This window comes from Mesorhizobium sp. WSM4808 (assembly GCF_055811675.1).
Genome location: NZ_JBVVQX010000043.1, coordinates 1 through 20,486 on the forward strand (window position 1 = coordinate 1; position 20,486 = coordinate 20,486).

Below are 20,486 nucleotides of genomic sequence, written 5' to 3' on the forward strand. Positions count from 1 at the left end.
TACAAGATGATCGCGCTTGTGCAGGGCCCGCTGGATGTCTCCGGCCTGATCACCCACCGCATCGGCATCGACGATTTTCAGATCGGTTTCGATGCGATGCGCAGCGGCAGTTCCGGCAAGGTGGTGATGGACTGGTAGGGCGATGGCCGGCGTAACTTTGCGAAGGTGGTGACGGGACACCGCCTGGCTGTCGGCGATCTCCTCGCCTGGGAGCCGGCTGGTGCAATGGCTCCCCTCCAACGTGAGCCGAATGCTCGGCGACGTAGGCGGCCCAATCGGACGAGGCTCGTAGCAATTCGCCCAGATCGGTCAAGGAATGCTCACAGGCCCCATCGTCTGCTTTCCAATGCTAGGATCGAGGCCGAGGTGTTGTGGGCGTTTCAGGCGGTAAGATGGGATATGTGATCTCCGGTCGCTTTCCGGTCAGCGAATGAAGGTAGGCAACGATCCCATCGATTTCGATTTGCGTCAGCTCTTGGCCAAGCTGGGTGGTGCCCATGATCGCGACCGCCTCTCCCAGGTCCCAGACCTTGCCCGAATGAAAATATGGCGCTGTGATTGCTACGTTGCGCAGCGACGGCACGCGGAAAACATAGGCATCCTCTGGTACATTGGTGACGGCAAATCGTCCCTTGTCGTTCTCCGGCAGAATGTCGGCGCTAGGCTTCTCAACGAGGCCGAATGGATAATAGGCTTCCCCGCCAAGATTGACACCGGAATGGCAGGACGAGCAGCCCTTTTCGATGAAAAGGGCCAGGCCCTGTTTCGCTTCGGGGCCAATGGCGGTGTCATCGCCGTTGAGGTAGGCGTCGAAGGGGGCGGGCGTGACCAGTGTCGCCTCGTATTCTGCGAGTGCGTTGGCTAGATTATCGAAGGTGATGGGTTCGGCCTCCCCCGGGAAAGCTGAATGGAACCACGCCACATATTGCGGCATCGATTTGAACGTCTCGACCACTCGATGCGATGTGTTGGCCATCTCGGCACCGGCCTCTATGGGCCCTTTGGCCTGAGCTTTCAGGTCTTCGGCGCGACCGTCCCAGAACTGTGATTTATTGAATACAGAGTTAAACACCGTCGGCGCGTTGCGCTGCCCCTTCTGCCAACCGTGGCCAATCGAAGTTTCACGATTGTCGTCGCCCCCGGTGGCCAGGTTGTGGCACGAGTTGCAGGAGAAAACGCCTGAGGACGAGAGGCGTGGATCGAAGAACAGTGCCTTGCCGAGGGCAATCCTCTCCGGCATGCTCGATTTGTTGGTGACCGGTATGGACGGCAAGGGCTTGAAGATGGCCAGTGCCGTTTCTCTGAGGTCTGGCGGAATGGACTGCGCAGCAAAAGCCGTGGCTGCCACCAGCGCAACAGCCACCGCAGGGAAGAGAGTTTTCATAGATGGAGTCCTTACGGTGTGCACGGAAACCATTCTCAACATGCGGCCTGCGAACGCCCTGCGCTAGATCAGCGGATCGAGGGAATCGTGTCTGCCGTCCAAGCCAATCGAGCGGCGGGAACGGTGACTGCGGTTCATCGCCCGACGGCGGATTTTAATGGTGGGCGCGCGCAATCGCTGTTTGTTCGCCTGAGGTTTGGTCGGTTCCGGGGCCTGTCGCCACATGCTGCCGCAACGCCGCCAACCCATACGCGCAAAGCTGCCCCATCGAGTGCACGGCTCATGGTCTACAAGCGTTGTGCGTCGTCGCCTGCGATTCAAACGGACGAGATCGGGACTGAACGGCGGATACCGGCGCAGTTATGGACAGCGGTTGACGCCCAGATCAGGATCACGACAGCGTGAAGTGGCGCTATAGACCTCAATGTTGGACGAACAACGAACAATGCTGTCGCGAGATTTGTTGCTTTCATCGGAAATCACTACTAGAAGCGACCGCTCCGCAGACCAATCCACCGGAGAGTTTCATGCCAGAAGAAGACTTCGAAAACGCCAACAACCTCATCGACCTTACCGCGGATGTTGTCTCAGCCTATGTTTCCAACAATCCCGTTCCGGTGGGCGAACTGTCTGCCCTGATCGGCCAAGTGCACGAAGCTTTGAAACGCACGGCATCCGGTCGCGTCTCGGCACAAGAGCCGACGGTGTTGACCCCGGCTGTCCCGATCAGAAAATCGGTGACGCCGGATTACATTGTCTCCCTTGAGGACGGCAAGAAATTCAAATCGTTAAAGCGTCATCTGGCGACCCACTACGGGCTGACCCCCAACGAATATCGCGCCAAATGGGGTCTGCCTTCAGACTATCCCATGGTCGCGCCGAACTACGCGGCTGCGCGCTCTGCGTTGGCCAAGACAATGGGACTCGGCCGCAAACCGAAAGAGCCTGAGGTCTCTACGCCCGAGAAGCGGTCTAGAAAGAAGGTACCAGCGTGACTTCCTCCATCCAGACCCGTTGTGGGGCTGGTGGCTCGATCAGCTAGATGTGAGCGAAACACTCGAAAGGCGGGATCAAAATCCCGCCTTTTTCCTTGCAAGGTGTGATTACACGCCGCGAAGCGCAATGGAACTGACATAGCGCAGAGACACAGGAGACCGCAGCCGTAAAAGGACCAACTTTTCAGCTTGGGACGGAAACCGTTGCGGACCTCTATCACGAAAGAATATCGCGAGGCTCTCCTGCCTTGGTACACCATCTATCCGACTGTGCCGGAGTTCACTGCCAGCGTCGGGGGCGAAAGCTACGACGAATGGCTAAGAGATCTGCCGGCTGGCGATTCGGTGTCGCTCTATCTCCACATTCCGTTCTGCCAATCGATTTGCTGGTTTTGCGGCTTCCCGACCACGATTGCCCGCAATCAGGGGCCAATCCTCAACTATCTGGACGTTGTGCGTAACGAGATCCGTTTGGTCTCGGAGAAGGTGCAGCAGGGGCTCGTCGTGAACGACCTGCATTTCGGCGGTGGAACCCCGACCCTGATCGGGGCGGCCGAGTTCCTGGCCACCATAGAACTCCTGCGCCGCCTCTTCGCGTTCAGGGAACCCGCTACGATCGCCGTCGAAATTGATCCGCGCACCTTCACCGCCGGGATCGCCGAAGCTTTGGGAGCAGCGAAGGTGAGCCGCGCGAGTCTCGGGGTGCAGAGCTTTGACCCGATCGTCCAAAAAGCGATCAACCGGGTCCAGAGCGAGGCGCAGACGGCCGCTGCCGTCGAAGAGCTGCGTCGGCACGGAGTAGGCAGCATCAACGTCGATCTCATTTTCGGTCTGCCGAACCAGACGGTAGAGTCCTGCGTCGAGACTGCAGTGGCGACTGTCGCCATGCGTCCCAACCGGCTTGCGGTGTTCGCCTACTCCCACATTCCCTCGGTGAGAAAGAATCAGCGTCTGATCGAGAAGACTGCGCTGCCTGACAGCGTCGCCCGCGCCGAACAGGCTGCCGCCGTGGCAGAGACGCTGGTTGCGGCCGGCTACCGTGAGATCGGCCTCGACCATTTCGCCTTGCCGGACGACGAACTTTCGCTGGCGCAGGCCAGCGGTCGGCTACGGCGTAACTCGCTGGGTTACTCGGCCGACACCTGCAAAACCCTGATCGGTTTCGGCGCGTCCTCTATCGGGAGGGTCGGCGAGGGTTACGTCCAGAACGAGGTGACACGTGAGTCCTACAGCCGGCACATAGCAGCTGGCCGTCTGGCGACTTCAAAAGGCTACCGACTGACAGACGAAGACCGCGTGCGAGCCGCCATCATCGAGCGGCTGATGTGCGATTTGCAGGCCGATGTGCCGGCAATCTGTGCGGCGTATGGATTCGATCCAACTCGCCTTCTCGATCCGGCTGCTGAACGCCTGGTTAAGCTGGCCGAGGATGGGATCGTGGGCATCGAAACCGGTTGCATCCGGGTGCGGCATGAGCATCGCTTTGTGGTTCGCGCTGTTGCTGCCGCATTCGATGCTTTTCTCGACCGGGTTGTCCCATAGCACAGCCAAGCTGCGGGCGGGAGGCCAAAGGATAAGCTCGTGCAAGCGGTAAAACTGCGTAGACTCCCGGTCACGGCGCCCCTGCGCGGATTGAAGTGTTTGATCCCGAATGGGGCCAGCGTATCGCCTATAAGCGTCACAGTCATACAAAGGTGACTGGTTCTGCGAGATGCCGGGCCGGTCGACATCTGTGCCTATGAATACCCACCGTTTCCCAGGCAAGAAATTGAGCCGGCGAAAGATCGTCGGCGCAGATGTCGTCCACTTCCCGAGGCACGGTCGTGTACATCGCATCAAGTTGGATGCGGCAGCCCCTTGTTCGTCAGTGAAGAAGATCAACAGTTTTGGGGCTATGGATGGAAACTATCCTGCCATAGCTATTAGCAACGTGGGTAGGATCCGAGAATTCTCAGGCCATCAACCTGCGCCAACGCAGCCAGCGCCGGGTGCGTCAAAACGTGGCCAGCGACATCGATGACATAGTGATGGCTGTCCAGCCGCTCGCATGTCGGACGCTGGTAAGCATTGAGAATGGTCAAATCATTCTTCGAGAACCTGTTCAGGACACAACTGAGATTTTGCTCTGAAACGCGGAGGTGAAGTGCTGTCCGGTCAAATCCTGTCGGCGCAGGGGTCCTGCGCCGGAGCACCCACCACCGCGTAATGCTATGCAGGCCTTCTTTAATTCCTGTTCGCAATATCTGCAGATTATACAACCTGGCACCAAGCGCAGGACCAAATGCCGCTATCGAGGGAGAGTTTTGCTCAGCCACGAAACATGTCGCTCCCACACGGCTCTCTCACGTACTCGGCGACAATTCGTGAGAGACGTCAAGCGCAGAACCTGGTCAAGGTAGGGAGTGGCTCCGACCAGAGAGGTCGTAGCTGGGAGGCATGCAATGTCGACGCAGCCATTCTCATATGCTTCGAACAATCCGTCGGTGAACGGGATGAGTTCAACTCGGTCACCAAAGAGGTCCAGCGAGGCTTGATGGGTCAGGTCCCCCCAGGGCCAATGTACCCTGCTCTCTTGATTCCGAGGTGTCGATGGCTGGAGGTTGGCTGAATTGCTCGTTCATTCCCCGGCGCACTCATAATGCGTCAGAGCCCACATTCACACGCAAGGGTTCATGACCGAACATATAGTACTGATCGGTGTGAAGCGATCGGGGCCCACAAGAAGCCCGCAGCTTGATCTCATTTGTTCCGATACGCGCGGTCGCTGTCGGTATCTGCTACGCAAGAACTATTGTAGACAATAAGAGGGCTGGGACCCGCTCTCTTCGCTTGCAAACATCTGTTTCAGCAGAACTTAGCAGCTTGCCGCAATCCCCGCCCGGTCAGCGGGAAATCCGTGTTCTTGCCCGCTCATATGGCGCGGTCAGTGGCACTTCTGCCCGGCTCTTGCCGGGCAGAAGCAGAAAAAGATCAGCCAGCTTTGCTGAGACTGCCTGCGGAGGACTTGCCGGTACGGCGGTCCTGTTCGACCTCGTAGTTGATCTTCTGGCCCTCGTTAAGGGTCGAAAGGCCCGCTCGTTCGACAGCGGAAATGTGGACGAAAACGTCCTGACCCCCGTTGTCAGGCTGGATAAAACCGAACCCCTTGGTGCTGTTGAACCACTTCACCGTTCCAGTCGCCATAACGTATTCCTTTGTAACCATTCAATGTAGGCAGGCTATAAGCCAGGTCCGCTTCATATCCGAGATTTTAGGGACAGCAAAAGCGAAAATAGCAAAAGCCCCGGTCAAATCGCAAATCGGCTCGAGAGCTCGATCATGACCGCCTATCGCAGACAGCGAGCTGGCGCTCCGAATGGCAAACACAAGTTCTGCAACGCTCCGATAAATTCAAGAGCCGCGTCCTTCGCCGGTTCGGAGTCGTGTTGGGGGACCTCTGACCGGTCGATGTTAGCAAGAGCACGCGGACGACCAGCAACTACGGGCGCGCGCAAACGTCACCATGTTCCCGCCGCTTAGCGAATAGCCACCTCTTTAACTGGCAAGTGCTCCCCGTCGGCGGTGTCTGACGTCGGACAATGTCGGGTACGCAATACAGATTCCGGGTGAATCGGATCGCCGAACGGCTTCCTCATCTGGCACGGCTCGTGCGCGGTTCATGCAAACGCGCAGGAGAGTCGCCCATGGTTCCCACACAGAAAAATGCCGTCCCACCTTTCGCCCACCTCAAAACTGACACCCGAGCGGGGCCTGGCGGCATTGTCAGGGCTCGTCTGGACCGGCGCTGCCCACCGATCCTTCTCCCCATGAGGGCGCCCGGGACGCAGCACCTTGAAAATGACGGACAACTCACTTCCGTTCGAGCGTTGTCCATCGCCCCGTCACCAAAACCGAAGCGACCGTCTGTCTGTCTGCGGGGCGCACTCTTTGCGACCGCGATGGCATTTCTGACGACCGAGCCTGCGGCGGCCGCCAATGGCATCAAGGCAACGAATTTCCTGCTCGACAATGGCATGGAGGTTGTCGTCATACCCGATCACCGCGCGCCCATCATCAAACATATGCTGTGGTACAAGGTCGGCAGCGCCGACGAGCCTCCGGGCAAATCGGGCATCGCGCATTTCTTCGAGCATCTGATGTTCAAAGAGACGGCCAATCACGGCGCCGGCGAGTTGCACCGCGCGGTGGCCGAGATCGGCGGTTCGCAAAACGCCTTCACCTCCTACGATTACACCGCCTTCTTTGAAACGGTGCCGCCCTCAGCATTGGAACAGATGATGAGTTTCGAGGCCGACCGCATGCGCAATCTCACCCTCACAGATGACGTCATCGACACCGAGCGGGACGTGGTCCGCGAGGAGCGTCGCCTGAGGGTCGACAACAGTCCGCATGCGCTTCTCGATGAGGAGGTCGTCACGACGCTTTGGCAGAGCCAACCTTACCGCATCCCGGTGATCGGCTGGATGCACGAGATCGAGAAGTTGAATCGCAGCGACGCCCTCGCGTTTTATTACAAATACTACTGGCCGAACAATGCCGTGCTGGTGGTGGCGGGCGATGTCGAACCGGAGAGCGTGAGGGCGCTTGCCGAGAGGACCTATGGCAAGCTCCCGCGTGGACCTGAGCTGCCGCCGCGTGAGCGCGCCTCCGAGCCGGTGCAGAACACCAAGCGCGTATTGACGCTGAGCGATGACCGCGTTTTGGTCCCCGTCTTCTCCAGACATTGGGTGGTGCCGTCCTATCGCACCGCCGAGCCTGGCGAAGCCGAGGCGCTGGACCTCCTGGCGGAGATCCTCGGCGGCGGCAACCGAAGCCGGCTTTACCAGGAGCTCGTTGTCGAGCAAGGCATAGCCGCCGCGGCCTACGCTGATTTCCAGGGCAACATGCTGGATGCTGGCAAGTTCAGCATCCGAGGCTGGCCGCGCGGCGACGCCGAGCTTGCGGATGTCGAGGCTGCCATCGACGCCGAGATAGCGCGCATCGCCAGCAACGGCGTCACCAGCGACGAACTGGAGCAGACGAAAAATCGCTATATCCGCTCGTTCATCTTCGGCCATGACGAGCAGGGCTCCGTCGCCCGCATGTATGGCGCCACGCTTGCCACGGGCGGCAATGTGAAAGACGTCGAGGAATGGCCGGACCGCATCCGCAAGGTCACGGCCGATCAGGTTAAGGCGGTAGCGGCCCGCTACCTCGTGTCTGACCATTCGACAACCGGCTATCTCCTGCCCAAGGAAAATTGATATGATGACGAACCTCTATCGCAGGGCCATTCCAAAAGCATTGCCCTCTCCTTTCAGACAGGGCTGGCGCCTCGCCTCTTCGCTGGCTGTGCTGTGCCTTGCTATTTTGTTCCTCGTCCTCCCGGCACTTACCGCGCGGGCTGCCCTGAACATCCAGGACGTGAAATCTGAACAGGGGATCACCGCTTGGCTGGTAGAAGACCATACGCTGCCGTTCGTCACGCTCCAGTTCGTGTTTGACGGTGGGACCAGCCAGGACCCGGCCGGTAAGGAGGGGCTTGCCAAATTGATGGCCGGCTTGTTCGACGAGGGCGCAGGCGATTACGACGGCGACTCCTTTCAGGTGCGGCTCGATGATGCCGGCGCTGAGATGGGCTTCCACGCGGGGCGTGACGGCATCTATGGCTCGGTGCGCATGCTTTCCCTGCGCCAGGACGCCGCTTTCGATCTCATCAGGCTCGCTTTGAACAGGCCCCGCTTCGATCAGGGACCCCTTGACCGAATCCGCGCTCAGCTTCTCTCCCACATCATCGCCAACGAGCGCGAACCTCACGCGATCGGCAAGGATGCCTGGCGGCGTAGTATCTATGGCACGCACCCTTATTCGAGGCCGCCCGAGGGCACCAAGGAAAGCCTAGCCCGCATAACGCCCACCGATCTAAGCGCCTTCCACAAGGCCGCTTTCGCCCGCGGCGGGCTGCACGTCGCGGTCGTGGGCGACATAGATGCCAAGTCCCTGAGCGCAAGGCTCGACGAGTTGTTCGGCGATTTGCCCCCGAAACAGACGCTTGCGCCGGTACCTGATGTCACCCCGAAGCTCGGCCGGTTGACCTTAGTCGCATACGCCCTGCCCCAGACTTCGCTCCGGCTGGCTTTCCCCGGCATCGGGCGCACCGAGCCGGAATTCTATGCTGCGCAGTTGCTAAACGATATATTGGGTGGGTCATCTACCTCACGGCTGTACCGGGAAGTGCGCGAAAAGCGCGGCCTTGCCTACGGTGTCTCCTCTAGCTTGGAAAGCCACCAGCATTCCAACACGTTTGTCGTGGCCACGTCGACGCGCGCCGACAGGGCGGCCGAGACGCTCGGCCTGATAAGACAAATAATCAAGGAGCTGGCGGACACGGGCCCAACAGCGGCCGAGCTCGATGCGAGCAAGAAGCATCTGATCGGCGCCTTTGCTATCAACCATCTGGGTTCCTCCAGATCCATTTCAGCCACGCTTCTCGCGTTGCAACTTGACAAGCGCGGCATAGACTACATTCAGCGCCGCCAAGCCCTCATCCAACAAGTGACGATCGACCAGGTCAGGGCGGCGGCGAAGAAGCTGCTTTCGGCCGAGCCCGCCATTTTGGGCATTGGCACGGGGCTTGCCCCAGCCCCGTGACGACCAGCAGTCTCGCGCTATACCAAGGTCCGCGCTGATCTTCTTCGGAACTGCGTAAACGCGGAGTGGCTAACGAGTGGCAAGCGGGATTCAACTTTCCCTTAAAGTGCGAAAGTTAGGATGTCTGTTTACGTGGGAGCCGGTCGGGAGATCGAAGAGCGCCTCGCAGATGGCCCAAGGCGCGTTAGCGCTAGTGTCGAGGCGAAAGGGCGGGACCAGGCTGGCTGCAATGACAAGATCGGTCAAGACGGCAGCCGACGACGTGCCAGAATGGACCCAGAAGGCGGGACTCCACGGCCCCCGACGAGGAGTGCTGGTTTCCAACTAGGGATCCTCAGCTGCTGGGGCCGAAGCGCACCTTGCGGTTGGGTGAGCCTGCCAGCGTATCGGACATACTCCGCAACCAGGTTCGTTTCTTTTGGGTATTTGATGGACTCACTTGTTGGGTAAAGCCGCTTGTCTCACCAGTTCAAGGTCATGTGCGCTCGCAGGCAGTGCTCTCTTCGCACAAGCGTCATGGCGCCAACTTCCGTTAGGAGCAGCGACTTTACTTAGGCTCGCGGGCGGATCGCGGCTTTCAACACAAAGCCTCAAAACGCGCTGGAAGATGCCCATAAGAAGCTTGGAAAAAGCAACTTCTTTGCACAGGAACCTTCCGGTCCAGTTTTGTCCAGTGATGTTAAAAATGTCAGCCTCACCGTCGCATTGGCGGAGGAGTCCTATCGTGATGCGCAAAACCAGCCGCGGTGGGGAAGCCGATGTCCATTCTTGAGGTTGCACCTGGTGAGACCCGCAATCGAACCAGAACAGTTCAAAATTTTGGCTTCAGGTGAGCACAATGGTCTACCGGCGCCCTGGCGGAGGCCCTAGCGGGAAGCCGCAGTTGCGCAGTACACATCCACCCCCTGTCGACCTACATATCAGCCGCATTTTGAGAGGAATACGGTATTGCCCCTGTGCCTGCCGATGATCCGCCACTTGAAATCCCCGGACCTGTTTGGCGCCATTGATCGCCTGCCGGCGCTCGGCACGCCGATTAGCGAGGGGACATTCGAGGTCCTCAATCCGTCGAGCGGTGAGGTCCTGGCGGCACTTCCCGACATGGGCGTGGAGGAGACACGCGCTGCGATCGACAAGGCCTATGTAGCGCAGCCTGGTTGGGCTGCGCTGACCGCCCGAGAACGCAGTGACGTTTTGTGGCGATGGCATGAGCTGATCATTGAACACGCCAATGATCTTGCCGCGATACTCACTGCAGAGATGGGCAAGCCGTTTGCCGAAGCCAAGTCGGAGGTTTCGCACGCGGCCGCGTATCTGCAATGGTACGCCGAAGAAGCCAATCGCATCTATGGCGAGACGATCTCCGCACCGTCGACAGACCGTCGCATGCTGGTGATCAAGCAGCCCATCGGTGTGGTCGGCACGATTACGCCATGGAATTTCCCGGCCTCGATGGTGGCGCGCAAGATCTCGCCGGCCCTGGCGGCGGGCTGCACCATCGTGCTTAAGCCTGCTGAACAGACGCCGCTCGTGGCAGGAGCAATGTTCGCCCTCGCGCACCAGGCCGGCTTTCCCGACGGCGTTGTGAATCTGGTTTATGCGTCTGAAGGTGATGGCGTCGGACGCGAACTTTGCTCCAACCCGAAGGTCCGAAAGATCAGCTTTACAGGCTCGACCGAGGTTGGCAGGCTGCTCATGCGCCAATGCTCGGACCAGATCAAGAAGGTCAGCCTCGAACTCGGCGGCAATGCGCCGTTCATCGTCTTCGACGACGCCGATATCAACGCTGCGGTTGACGGCGCGATCCAGGCGAAGTTCCGCAACGCCGGCCAGACTTGCGTTTCAGCGAACCGTCTTTACGTCCAATCGAGCGTTCACGATGAGTTCGTCGAAAAATTCGTGGAGAAAGTCCGGTCCTTGTCGGTGGGCGACGGCTTCGCTCCGGCAGTGGACGTCGGACCGCTCATCGACGTGCATGCTTTGGCCAAGATCGAGTCCCACATCGCAGATGCCGTTGCCAAGGGTGGCGCAATTCGATGCGGGGCCGAACGCATCGGCAAGGATGGGACTTTCTTCAAACCCACAGTCCTCACTGAAATCACCAGCATCATGGCGGTTGCCCAAGAGGAGACTTTTGGGCCGCTGGCTCCGATCATTCGTTTCCACGATGCCGAGCAGGTTGTGCGTGAGGCTAACGACACGATCTACGGGCTCGCCGCCTATTTCTATGCCTCGAATTTGAAGCGTGTTTGGCGCGTTGCCGAAGCATTGGAATACGGCATGGTCGGCATCAACACCGGGCGAATGTCTTCGGAAGCGGCGCCGTTTGGTGGCATCAAGCAGTCCGGCATTGGGCGAGAGGGTTCCCGCCACGGGCTCGAAGATTACCTCGAAATGAAATACCTCTGCATGGGCGGCATCTGATCTCTATGGGGATGGGCGGCCTCAGGCGCAGAATGAACCAAAGGGATGATAGAACCGCTTGGGCGAACCTTCTTGCGGCTGGTTTCGGGGTCGTTCACCGCGACCTGCGGCCTGTGCGCCTTAAGTGAGATCTAGACGCCCAGCTACCTTGAACCGCCTTTACGGCGAGGAGGCAAGGCGCCGCTAGCAGACTTCAGGTTGCTCATCCTATCCAAGCGCGGCACGTCTCGCCAGGCTAGTGGTTCACAGAAAATAGAACGCGATTGTCATCAGCCGACGGTGCATGGCGTCCGCACGCCCCGCGGATGCCACCGATACGTTTACGCCGCAGCCTCCCTATTGCCGCACGGCCAACTGAGCGCCCTTCGCGCATCGCTCTCAATCAGTACAGTCGCCGGCATTCTCGCCTGGAGAAGATTCAGTGACACAAGACGTGCCCAGGCCGTGCATGCACGAAAGACATTGAGGGTTGAGATCCAATGATTACAGCGCATCTGCTCGACATGGACGGGGTCCTGGTCCGGGGCGGTCAACCGATTGCTGGCTCCGTCGGCTATGTCGCCGGGCTAATCGCCAGGGGTGAGCCGTTTCAGATCTTCACCAATAACTCGCGCTTCACGCCCGAAGATCATGCCGAGCGTCTAAGAGCGGTCGGCTTCGCCGTGCAGCCAGAGCACATCTACACCTCGGCGCTCGCCACGGCGCGGTTCATGGAACTGCAAAAGCAGGGATCATCTGCCTATGTCATCGGCGACCACGGTCTCGTCGAGGCCCTGCGGCAGGCAGGCTGCCGGATAACGGAGGTTGCCCCCGAATTCGTTGTCCTCGGGGACACAATTTCGTACCACTATGAACAGATCGCGACTGGCGCCGAGCTTGTGGCGAGGGGCGCGCGTTTTCTCGCCACCAATCCGGATGCGACTGGCCCGACCGAGCGGGGGTCCCATCCGGCGTGCGGGGCAGTCGCGGCACTAATCGAAAAGGCTACCGGCCGTCAGCCCTATTTCGTCGGAAAGCCGAACCCGTTCATGATGCGCGACGCGCTCGACCGGCTAGGAGTGCGACCTGTTGATACCATCATGGTCGGGGACCGCATGGACACCGACGTGCTCGCAGGCCTGGAATCGGGCCTGAAAACAGCCCTTGTGCTCACTGGGGTTACCAAACTGGCAGACATAGAGCGGTTTCCATTCAGACCCGGCTACGTGGTCGAGCGCCTTGCCGATCTGGGCCAGATCATCGTCACTCAACAAGCAGAACGACCCCTACACCACGACTGAACGCTCCCGCTACATTCCGAATGTCGGCCGTTGAACCTGGGCAAGTTTGGAGGAACAGCTGGCCGCAAAGAAAGTGACAAGCGTGACAACTTAGTCGAAGTACACCCATGTAGTCCAATGCATGCCGGTCCTGACTCTATGAAGCGAGAGTCTTCGGCCAAAGACTCTCGAGCGCCGAAGTAGACTGCGTCCAGCGAATGCGTCAGGTTCGAGCGAGCCCAGATGCGTTCGCTGTGACACTCACGCCCGACCGTTTCTGTCATGGCTTTGAACAGCGCGACGCGTGTCGTTCAACCACTGGAGTTTTGACCGATTTCATCGCCGCGTCACTCCGGAGGCGATCCTACACGTGGACGCCACGCAGGCTGTTGGTCGTATGCGCATCGCTCAGGCAGACGAGTTTGTCGAAGTCGATCTGCTCACCCATTGGCGCTTAAATTCCACAGCCCTCAAGGCGTGGGCGCGTTGCTCATTAGGGAGTGGTTGCGCCTCGCTTTTGTGGTGAACAGGACGGGCAACAGCGCCGCTGAATAGCGCAGCAGCCGACGGACTGCCGAGGAATAGGCGGCTCGGCGGCTGCGGGTAGTGAGCGGCATCGAAGCGCTTCAAGACAACTTTCAATTGAGCAATCGCCTGCCGCAGGTATTGGGTTCAAGCATTGCGCCTTCCAAATACGTGCTCCTTGACCAATTCATGGTGTGACAACGATGCGATCGCGAAACCTGTCTCTCCACAGTTCTCCTGCCGCGCTCACGCTCCGTCGCGTGTGCTGACGAGGATCAGCTATGAGGTGCCAAGACTACGCTGCGAGTGAGCCTTTCCGCATTTACTTCAAAGGCGGATCTCGGGTTGGCAACGGCCAAAATAGTCGCTGCCGTGAACACGGAGCCACAACGACCGCGCTCGAAGTCTGACAATTTATTTAGGCCTTGCGCTTCATTCACGTAATTATGTCAGACGCAGCGCCAAGTTCCGCCACCTCAACTTTCGGCACCAAGCCCGCATAGTCGGAAGCGAAACATTGCGTCTCTGATTTTATAGTCCTGAACGCAAGCACGGCTGAACCCGCATGCCCGGCAGGAGACTGAGCTCGCTGCCGGGCCGGGTACGCCTTGGGAGGTGGCGTAAGTCCGCGACCTTCGTGGAGGGGGGAACCACTCAGTCCGCGCGTTTTGCTAGCGTGCATGTTCCGTGCCAAGGCAAAAATCGTTTTAAAAGACCCGACGCGATAGCTTTTTTGCTTTTTTCTCTGTTGCGTACTCGACATTGTCACCTATCGGACAAGTCTAACGTGCCTCTCAGCATCGACCGACGCCTGAACCAGAGCGCACCTCTAAGGCCGTTCCTCTCCAAGTCGACTGACGAACTGGCAGTGACCAGTTGTAGCTTCGAACTGTTCGCCGGCTGATATACAAGTCGGACTATCCCTTTTCAAAGAAGGAAATCCCTGTACCCTCCATGCATGAGGGCGCGGCCACGAGTGACAGCGCGGCGAATGCGGTCGCGCAGATGATCGCGAGGATCCCTCCAGTCGGCATGGACGCGCAGTTGACCAATCAGCGCTTCAGCGAGCTCGCGATGTGACGCCCCAGCAAGCGATCCGTCGAGCGCACGAAGAACGAAGGTCAAACGGGGACCGCGTTTTTCCGGCGGAAACAAGCGGGCGGGCAGGTGCTGACCCAAGTTTAGGGCATTGAGGCACTTGAGCGCCCTCAGGCGGTGCTTCGAAAGGGTCGCGGGCCAAATGGCCTCGGTCCGGAGGCAAACGGGGTGCAGGATATCCGCGCCGGAGACGGCGAGCTGAAGCGTATGCTCCGCCTTGCGAAGAAGAACATGTTGGCCATTGTCTGGCGCCAGCAGGACCGTCGCACGGCATGGCAATGCCGAGAGCTCGAACGGCCCTGTCGCCGAGCAAGCAGACAGCTGTTCTGCAATCACCGGCAGCACATGAGCGCACCATAGCGGAGACCAGAATACGACCGAATTGCGCCCGTAAGACTCGGCGAAACAGGATACCCCAGCTCGACAGGCCACCGGCCGACCTGACCACGTCGAGAGAGAGATACGACAAAGTATTGGCTTGCTGGCTTGCAGCGGTCACGTCACGCTGGAATGCTGGATTGCGACGTAAGAACTCCCAGGCCCATTCGCGCGGCGTCAGACCAGCGGTGTAATGATATGATTTTTCATCGCGCCAATCAGCCTCGTCCAAGCCCGTCACGAGAACTGCAGGCATGAGTGTGCTCCCCTGCCCGCCCCCACGGACGTCAAAACACCATGCCACTTGGCAAAGCGCCGGCACCGAGGGCACCAGACCTCGATGGCGTCGTTTCGTTGAAGGGTACGCCACTGGCACTGTCGAGGGCAGAAGCCGCGCGTCGAACCCGCGCAGCGACAGCCAGAACGGCCGGAGCACGCCGAAGGAGTCAGTCTGATAGCGGTGATCGGCTCATGCATCCCGTTCGAGACATTCCCTGAAGGTGCAGTGGCGTGGCGGCGGATTGCACGCTCATCGTGAGCAAGTTGTCGTCGTAGCGCGGGCGTTATAAACTCGGTCATGTCAGGTCTCCTAAGGAGAAATTTCCGCCATTGGATGCCAAGTTTCACGCTATGACAGCCTGTATAGGTGTACAGGTTAAGCCGACTGCTCAGTGGGCTCGCCAAACGAACCGGCGAGGCGCGCAATTGCTTCTTGGGCTGGTGCTCATTCCGGGGTTTTTAGCGGCATGGGGTGGATTGCGGCCTGGGCCATGCGCCTGCTGCATGCCGATTTCAGCAGGCGGACTTGTCCCACACTGGCTTTGGTGCGGGCATACGAATCGCAGCGTCGCCCAAAGACCGATCGTATGCCGTCTCGGCGCGGCCGGAGCTTCCCTGTCTCCTGACCCTCATACTTTGTAGATCGTCGACGGTCGCCAGCAGCTGAATGGTAGCCAGCGACCACTCCAGGTGTTCGTTCGAACGCAGCTTGCCGGCGCGATCGGCAGACTTAAAAAAATGCAATCAAAAGATGCAGGCCAAGTTTGCTGGAGGGGTCTGGAGACCGTCAGGTCGGTCAAGCGGCGCCCGCAGTTTTCCTCGGATCTCTTTTGCTGTTGGCGGTGTCTAGATCCACAGGCCCAGCCGGCTCGGTAGCTCGCGGCGTCCATAACCTTGTTTTCTATTTGCCTGCGTGAAGCGTCCGGAGCGAAGATCCCAGGGCCCAACCAAGTTCACTTCGAGCTTCACTGCTCGAGTTCATGCACGGTGTCACCGCGCCGAAGGTTGATCCGGTGATACCGGGTGCACTCGTTGTCGGTTTCGCGACGATGTCGGACATGTGACACAACGCTGCTAGAGCGATCGCATTGTTGGGAAACGATTTTTCCAGTTGGCACGACAGATGCAGTCCTATGCGCAAAAGCACTGCGACCCGCACCGCCGAGAACCATCCACCTGATGATCACGCTTTTCGAACATACCGGCGCCGCCGCCAACGCTGAGCGTTCCCGAGACGGAAGCCATTGCGCTATTATTCGTCCGGTTGTCAGGACATGACCGAATTCGATTTCCGCCCGACTGTGAATGCACCGGACGATGACCCCCATCTTTGGCTTGAAGAAGTCGAAGGCGAACGGGCACTTGCGTGGACCGCCAGCCAGTCGGCAAGGACTCTGAAGTTCTTCGCTGGAACACAATTCGAGCGCGACCGGTTGGCGCTGACAGCGGTATTCAACCGTCCCGACAGGATTCCCCCGGTCACGCGCCGCGGTCAGCACCTCTACAATTTTTGGCGAGATGCCGGAAATCCGCACGGACTGTGGCGCCGGACCACCCTTTCCGTTTACATGCAGGCGAATCCTCAATGGGAGGTCCTGCTCGATCTGGATAGCCTCGCGGCTAGCGACGGAGAGGACTGGATCTGGGACGGCGCGTCGATCGAGCCGGAGAGACGGGAAAGAGCCGTTCTGCGCCTGTCGCGCGGCGGCATCGACGCGGTCGTGCATCGCGAATTCGACTTAGGGTCTCTGAGCTTTGTCGCCGACGGTTTCACTCTCCCCGAGGCCAAAGGCCACATTAGTTGGCTGGACCCTGACACGCTTCTGCTTTCCAGTGCGCTTGGCAACGGTATGGCCACCCGCTCCGGCTACGCGCGCACCGTGCGACTGTGGAAGCGTCACTCGGATCCACTCACGGCGCCGGTGATCTTCGAGACCGGTTCCGAAGCCCTCGGTGTGTCAGGCCATCTGGACCGCACAGCCGAGGGCGAGCGCCTATGGTTCGTCGAGCAGTTGGCCTTGTTCAACAAGATAATCCGCATCGGCGACATAAGCGGGCCGAAGGCTGAGATCGAACTTCCCAAGAACGCCGGATGGAATCACTTCGGCGATTGGCTGGCGGTAAAGCCGCGCAAAGCATGGACGGTTGCCGGGACAACCTATTGCGCCAGCGCACTGATCGGCATCTCACTTTCCGCTTTCCTGGCCGGCGAGCGCCGTTTCAGTATCCTGTTTGAACCAGCCCAGAGGCGCTCCCTGCAGTCATTCTTCTGGAACGACGGCAAGCTCATCATCGCCTACCTGGCAAACCTCGCTCCGCGTTTCGAGGTGTTCACCCCGGGTCCGCAGGAATGGACGCGCCGAGCCCTGGACACCGTGCCTGCGCATGGGACCGTCGACCTCAGGTCACTCGATTCGGCAGATCATGAGACCAACGGAGAGGTCCTCATTTCGGCTGAGGATCCGGTCACGCCACGGCAGCTTTTCTTATTCGATCTCAATACTGCGCCGCCACTCAGAGCATCAGTAATCCTGAAGCGCAACCCGGAGAATTTCGACGCGTCCGGGCTGGTGGTCACACGCCACGAGGCCGTGTCAATCGATGGTGAGATGATTCCCTACACGCAGGTCGGCCCGGCTCAAGTGAGCGGGGATGCGCCCGTTCACCTCACCGGCTACGGCGGGTTCGGCGTATCTTGCCTACCCTGCTACAACTCCTCGATCGGCAAGCTGTGGCTCGAACGCGGCGGCACGTGCGCGGTGGCAAACATCCGCGGCGGCGGCGAGTTCGGCACCCCTTGGCACGAGGCCGGGCGGCGGGAGGGCAAGCGTCTCGCCCATGACGATTTCGCCGCTGTTGCCGCCGACCTCGTGCGGAGAGGGATAACGCAGTCGAGGCGGATTGCTGCCGAGGGCGACTGCAATGGCGGCCTTCTGATCGCCAACATGCTAACGCGCTATCCTGAGCGTTTCGGCGCACTGTTCTGCAGAGTTCCGCTTATCGACATGCGTCGCTACACCAAGCTCCTGGCAGGCTCGAGCTATATCGATGAATATGGCGATCCCGACAAGGCTGACGATTGGGCTTTCCTAAGGGAAATCTCCGCCTACCACGCCGCAACACCGGGACAGCCCTACCCGCCTATCCTGTTCGCCAGCATGAGACGCGACGACCGCGTACACCCTGGCCATGCGCGCAAGATGACCGCAAAACTGCAGGCTCTTGGCTATCCCGCTTACTTCTACGAGCCCAGCTCGGGCGGACACGGCTGCGGCAAGGACGAGGGCGAGCGAGCCGCATTCATCGCCCTCAGCAACAATTTCCTTCGCAGCGCCATCGGCTGGCAAGCCGGTGACGTTCATTGACGACCGGGAGCCCGACGAAACCAACCTAAGAACGAATGAGCACAGGTCGAGGACTGCGACAAAAGCATAACGGGCCATACCAGTTAGTCAGAATGCGCGCGCAGCGCCATCTACCTCAATCAAAATTATTTACAGCGGAATCCGTAATTCTGAAGAGCAAGGAGATATCATGTTAATAAAGCGAATAAACGTGGTGCGGGCAGCAACAGCGGCTGTCGCCCTGATGCTGATCGGACAGCAGGCGGTCGCGGCAGATCTTGCAGAACCGTGCGACCCGGATCAGCGTGTCTTGTTCACGGAATGGCCAAGCCCCTGGCAGATCCGCCTGCGCGCGTTGCGGGTCGTCACTGAGGATTCGGGCTACGTCAATGGGGTGCCCGGCTCCGGTCTTTCCTATTCGAACACGTTCACGCCTGAACTCGATATTTCGTATTTTTTCACCGACAACGTCGCCGCCGAGCTTATCCTCGGCACCACCTACGCCAATATCACAGGACAGGGCTCGATCGGCGGGGTGGGAAATATCGGCAAGGTATGGCTGCTGCCGCCCACATTGACATTGCAGTACCACTTTACCGATTTCGGTGCTTTTCAGCCCTATGTCGGGGCCGGCGTGAACTATACGTTCTTCTATCATCAGCAGGCCGGCAGCGCCGATGATCTCAAGATCAAGAACACGTTCGGCACCGCGCTGCAGGTCGGTTTCGACTACATGGTGGACCAGCACTGGGGCGTCAACTTCGACGTGAAGAAGCTATTCCTAAGGCCAGACTTCGATGTCACCGTGGACGGCGTCAAGCTAACGGGGAAGGCGAAGCTCGATCCCTGGCTGATAGGCGCGGGTGTCACCTACCACTTCTGAGTGGTGACGGGGCTTGCTGACCGCAGAAATGAAAAAGGGCGCCTCGTGCGCCCTTTTCAGAGAATGGAGCCGGGTCGGTCATCCGAAAAGGCGCTCGTGGGGGGCCTACGTAGTGCTCATCTTCTCAAACTCACTGAGTTGCCTTTCTCGTCGGGCAGTCGCGGCCGCCTCAATGAAACTGGATGGAGCCTACCGTCACCTCACATACACGATCTGCGCCACGTAAGAAAATCGTGCGCCACGCCGGTCCCCAGACCTGCCGTCGCTCATCCGCATATGCCTCGATTATCGGTCCGAGCCAGGCAGGAAAAACAACACATAGCCCGACAGTTCCATAACGCCGGCGAATTGAGCGCTGCGCGCGCCGATCTTTTCGGCTTTTTCAGAGGGATCGAACGGTCTGGCACGACGAAGTCCAGCGCAAGCCAGAGCCAGAGCTCATGCTGGCGATCAAAGAGAGGTGGATCGGGGCGATGGTCGGGCAGTTCGGCCAACAACATACGTAACCACAGTCACTGACTCTCTCCCGGCAGAATGGCGACACCTTCGCATCATCATGCCACTTGCGAGGCCCTGCGCCCAAAGCAGCGGACCTCAATGGGCGCTGGTTCCAAGGCATGCAATTGGACTGCTTACCCACGGACGATGACTTCACCCACTATTGATGGGATGATGGCCAGTACTCCTTGTCAACGTCAAGCTGCCGGACGTCAGTCGGCATGGTCATGGCCACTCGTCGCGATTCCAGACGGGGGCGGCCGCCAATTCAGCGACAACCCGACTTCGCTGATCTTTTTTGATGATCGCGAACGCCGCTCTAGTTTTGCTTCGATCTGATCATTCAAAGGGGATAACGTTACACCCGCACCGGGCGCGTTCGGTCGAGCCCACGTAGCGCGTGCTATGCACATAGGGCGGCAAGTCACGCGCTCGCTGAAATAGACTCGTTGGGCTGCCCACAATGTCGCTATCGGTAGCGCAATAGATATATCCACCGGCTGCGGGCCTGATCGGGTCTCGTGGAAATCAAGTGCCGGTGACGCGGGGCTTCGTCTGTTCGTATTTCCGACGGGCGCGCGCCACATATGGAGCGCGTTCCAATTACTCGACAGTAACTGATTTTGCGAGATTGCGCGGCTGGTCCACATCTGTGTCCATGAAGACCGCTGTGTGATAGGCAAGAAGCTGTACCGGCAGCGAGAAGATCATCGGCGCGATAATCTCGTCGACGGTCGGCAGCACAATCGTGTGCATCGTTTTGAGTTTCGAAGCAGCGGCCCCTTTCTC

The 20,486-nt window shown here is 59.3% G+C and carries 12 protein-coding genes and 3 pseudogenes; 9 read left to right on the forward strand and 6 right to left on the reverse strand.

Annotated elements, in window-relative coordinates:
• A pseudogene (gene tdh, locus AC0L2U_RS33765) lies at positions 1-138 on the forward strand (L-threonine 3-dehydrogenase); the annotation flags it as partial.
• Positions 139-349: 211 nt separating this feature from the next.
• Here the strand turns inward: tdh and AC0L2U_RS33770 are convergent.
• Positions 350-1,384, reverse strand: a complete 1,035-nt coding sequence (locus tag AC0L2U_RS33770; RefSeq protein WP_473603562.1) for a cytochrome-c peroxidase — start codon at positions 1,382-1,384, stop codon at positions 350-352.
• 527 nt (positions 1,385-1,911) lie between these two features.
• On the opposite strand from AC0L2U_RS33770, the gene AC0L2U_RS33775 reads away from it, so the two are divergent.
• Both AC0L2U_RS33775 and hemN read left to right on the forward strand, forming a co-directional pair.
• The gene (locus tag AC0L2U_RS33775) at positions 1,912-2,379 is read left to right on the forward strand and encodes a Ros/MucR family transcriptional regulator (RefSeq protein WP_473603563.1); all 468 of its coding nucleotides are present in this window, start codon (positions 1,912-1,914) and stop codon (positions 2,377-2,379) included.
• A gap of 204 nt (positions 2,380-2,583) precedes the next feature.
• Positions 2,584-3,921 carry an oxygen-independent coproporphyrinogen III oxidase gene (gene hemN, locus AC0L2U_RS33780; RefSeq protein ID WP_473603564.1) on the forward strand — a complete coding sequence of 446 codons (1,338 nt, stop codon included), beginning with the start codon at positions 2,584-2,586 and terminating at the stop codon, positions 3,919-3,921.
• Positions 3,922-4,301: 380 nt separating this feature from the next.
• Here the strand turns inward: hemN and AC0L2U_RS33785 are convergent, their stop codons facing one another.
• Positions 4,302-4,712: a prephenate dehydratase domain-containing protein gene (locus tag AC0L2U_RS33785; RefSeq protein WP_473603566.1), complete on the reverse strand. Its 411-nt coding sequence runs from the start codon at positions 4,710-4,712 to the stop codon at positions 4,302-4,304.
• Positions 4,713-5,349: 637 nt separating this feature from the next.
• Entirely contained in the window at positions 5,350-5,562 is a 213-nt protein-coding gene (locus AC0L2U_RS33790) for a cold-shock protein (RefSeq protein ID WP_008874821.1), read from the reverse strand.
• 755 nt (positions 5,563-6,317) lie between these two features.
• Here AC0L2U_RS33790 and AC0L2U_RS33795 point away from each other — a divergent pair.
• From AC0L2U_RS33795 to AC0L2U_RS33810, 4 genes are all read left to right on the forward strand, one after another.
• Entirely contained in the window at positions 6,318-7,622 is a 1,305-nt protein-coding gene (locus AC0L2U_RS33795; protein ID WP_473603574.1) for a M16 family metallopeptidase, read from the forward strand.
• Between the two features lies 1 nt (position 7,623).
• Positions 7,624-9,009, forward strand: coding sequence for a M16 family metallopeptidase (locus AC0L2U_RS33800; RefSeq protein WP_473603567.1), 1,386 nt, complete (start codon positions 7,624-7,626; stop codon positions 9,007-9,009).
• Positions 9,010-9,957: 948 nt separating this feature from the next.
• On the forward strand, positions 9,958-11,433 hold the full coding sequence (locus AC0L2U_RS33805) for an NAD-dependent succinate-semialdehyde dehydrogenase (RefSeq protein WP_473603568.1): 1,476 nt from the start codon (positions 9,958-9,960) through the stop codon (positions 11,431-11,433).
• Positions 11,434-11,912: 479 nt separating this feature from the next.
• Entirely contained in the window at positions 11,913-12,713 is an 801-nt protein-coding gene (locus tag AC0L2U_RS33810) for an HAD-IIA family hydrolase (protein WP_473603569.1), read from the forward strand.
• Between the two features lie 1,431 nt (positions 12,714-14,144).
• On the opposite strand, the gene AC0L2U_RS33815 is transcribed toward AC0L2U_RS33810, so the two are convergent.
• Positions 14,145-14,660: a DUF2285 domain-containing protein gene (locus AC0L2U_RS33815; protein ID WP_473603570.1), complete on the reverse strand. Its 516-nt coding sequence runs from the start codon at positions 14,658-14,660 to the stop codon at positions 14,145-14,147.
• A gap of 115 nt (positions 14,661-14,775) precedes the next feature.
• Positions 14,776-14,949: pseudogene (locus tag AC0L2U_RS33820) on the reverse strand (transcriptional regulator domain-containing protein); the annotation flags it as partial.
• 1,297 nt (positions 14,950-16,246) lie between these two features.
• On the opposite strand from AC0L2U_RS33820, the gene AC0L2U_RS33825 reads away from it, so the two are divergent.
• Positions 16,247-18,337, forward strand: coding sequence for a prolyl oligopeptidase family serine peptidase (locus AC0L2U_RS33825; RefSeq protein WP_473603571.1), 2,091 nt, complete (start codon positions 16,247-16,249; stop codon positions 18,335-18,337).
• 169 nt (positions 18,338-18,506) lie between these two features.
• The gene (locus AC0L2U_RS33830; protein ID WP_473603572.1) at positions 18,507-19,199 is read left to right on the forward strand and encodes an OmpW/AlkL family protein; all 693 of its coding nucleotides are present in this window, start codon (positions 18,507-18,509) and stop codon (positions 19,197-19,199) included.
• 1,101 nt (positions 19,200-20,300) lie between these two features.
• Here the strand turns inward: AC0L2U_RS33830 and AC0L2U_RS33835 are convergent.
• A pseudogene (locus AC0L2U_RS33835) lies at positions 20,301-20,486 on the reverse strand (SIS domain-containing protein); the annotation flags it as partial.

Coding starts and splice junctions, on each gene's coding strand:
- AC0L2U_RS33770 (WP_473603562.1), bottom strand. CDS start 1,384: ATGAAAACTCTCTTCCCTGCGGTGGCTGTTGCGCTGGTGGCAGCCACG.
- AC0L2U_RS33775 (WP_473603563.1), top strand. CDS start 1,912: ATGCCAGAAGAAGACTTCGAAAACGCCAACAACCTCATCGACCTTACC.
- AC0L2U_RS33790 (WP_008874821.1), bottom strand. CDS start 5,562: ATGGCGACTGGAACGGTGAAGTGGTTCAACAGCACCAAGGGGTTCGGT.
- AC0L2U_RS33795 (WP_473603574.1), top strand. CDS start 6,318: ATGGCATTTCTGACGACCGAGCCTGCGGCGGCCGCCAATGGCATCAAG.
- AC0L2U_RS33800 (WP_473603567.1), top strand. CDS start 7,624: ATGATGACGAACCTCTATCGCAGGGCCATTCCAAAAGCATTGCCCTCT.
- AC0L2U_RS33810 (WP_473603569.1), top strand. CDS start 11,913: ATGATTACAGCGCATCTGCTCGACATGGACGGGGTCCTGGTCCGGGGC.
- AC0L2U_RS33825 (WP_473603571.1), top strand. CDS start 16,247: ATGACCGAATTCGATTTCCGCCCGACTGTGAATGCACCGGACGATGAC.
- AC0L2U_RS33830 (WP_473603572.1), top strand. CDS start 18,507: ATGTTAATAAAGCGAATAAACGTGGTGCGGGCAGCAACAGCGGCTGTC.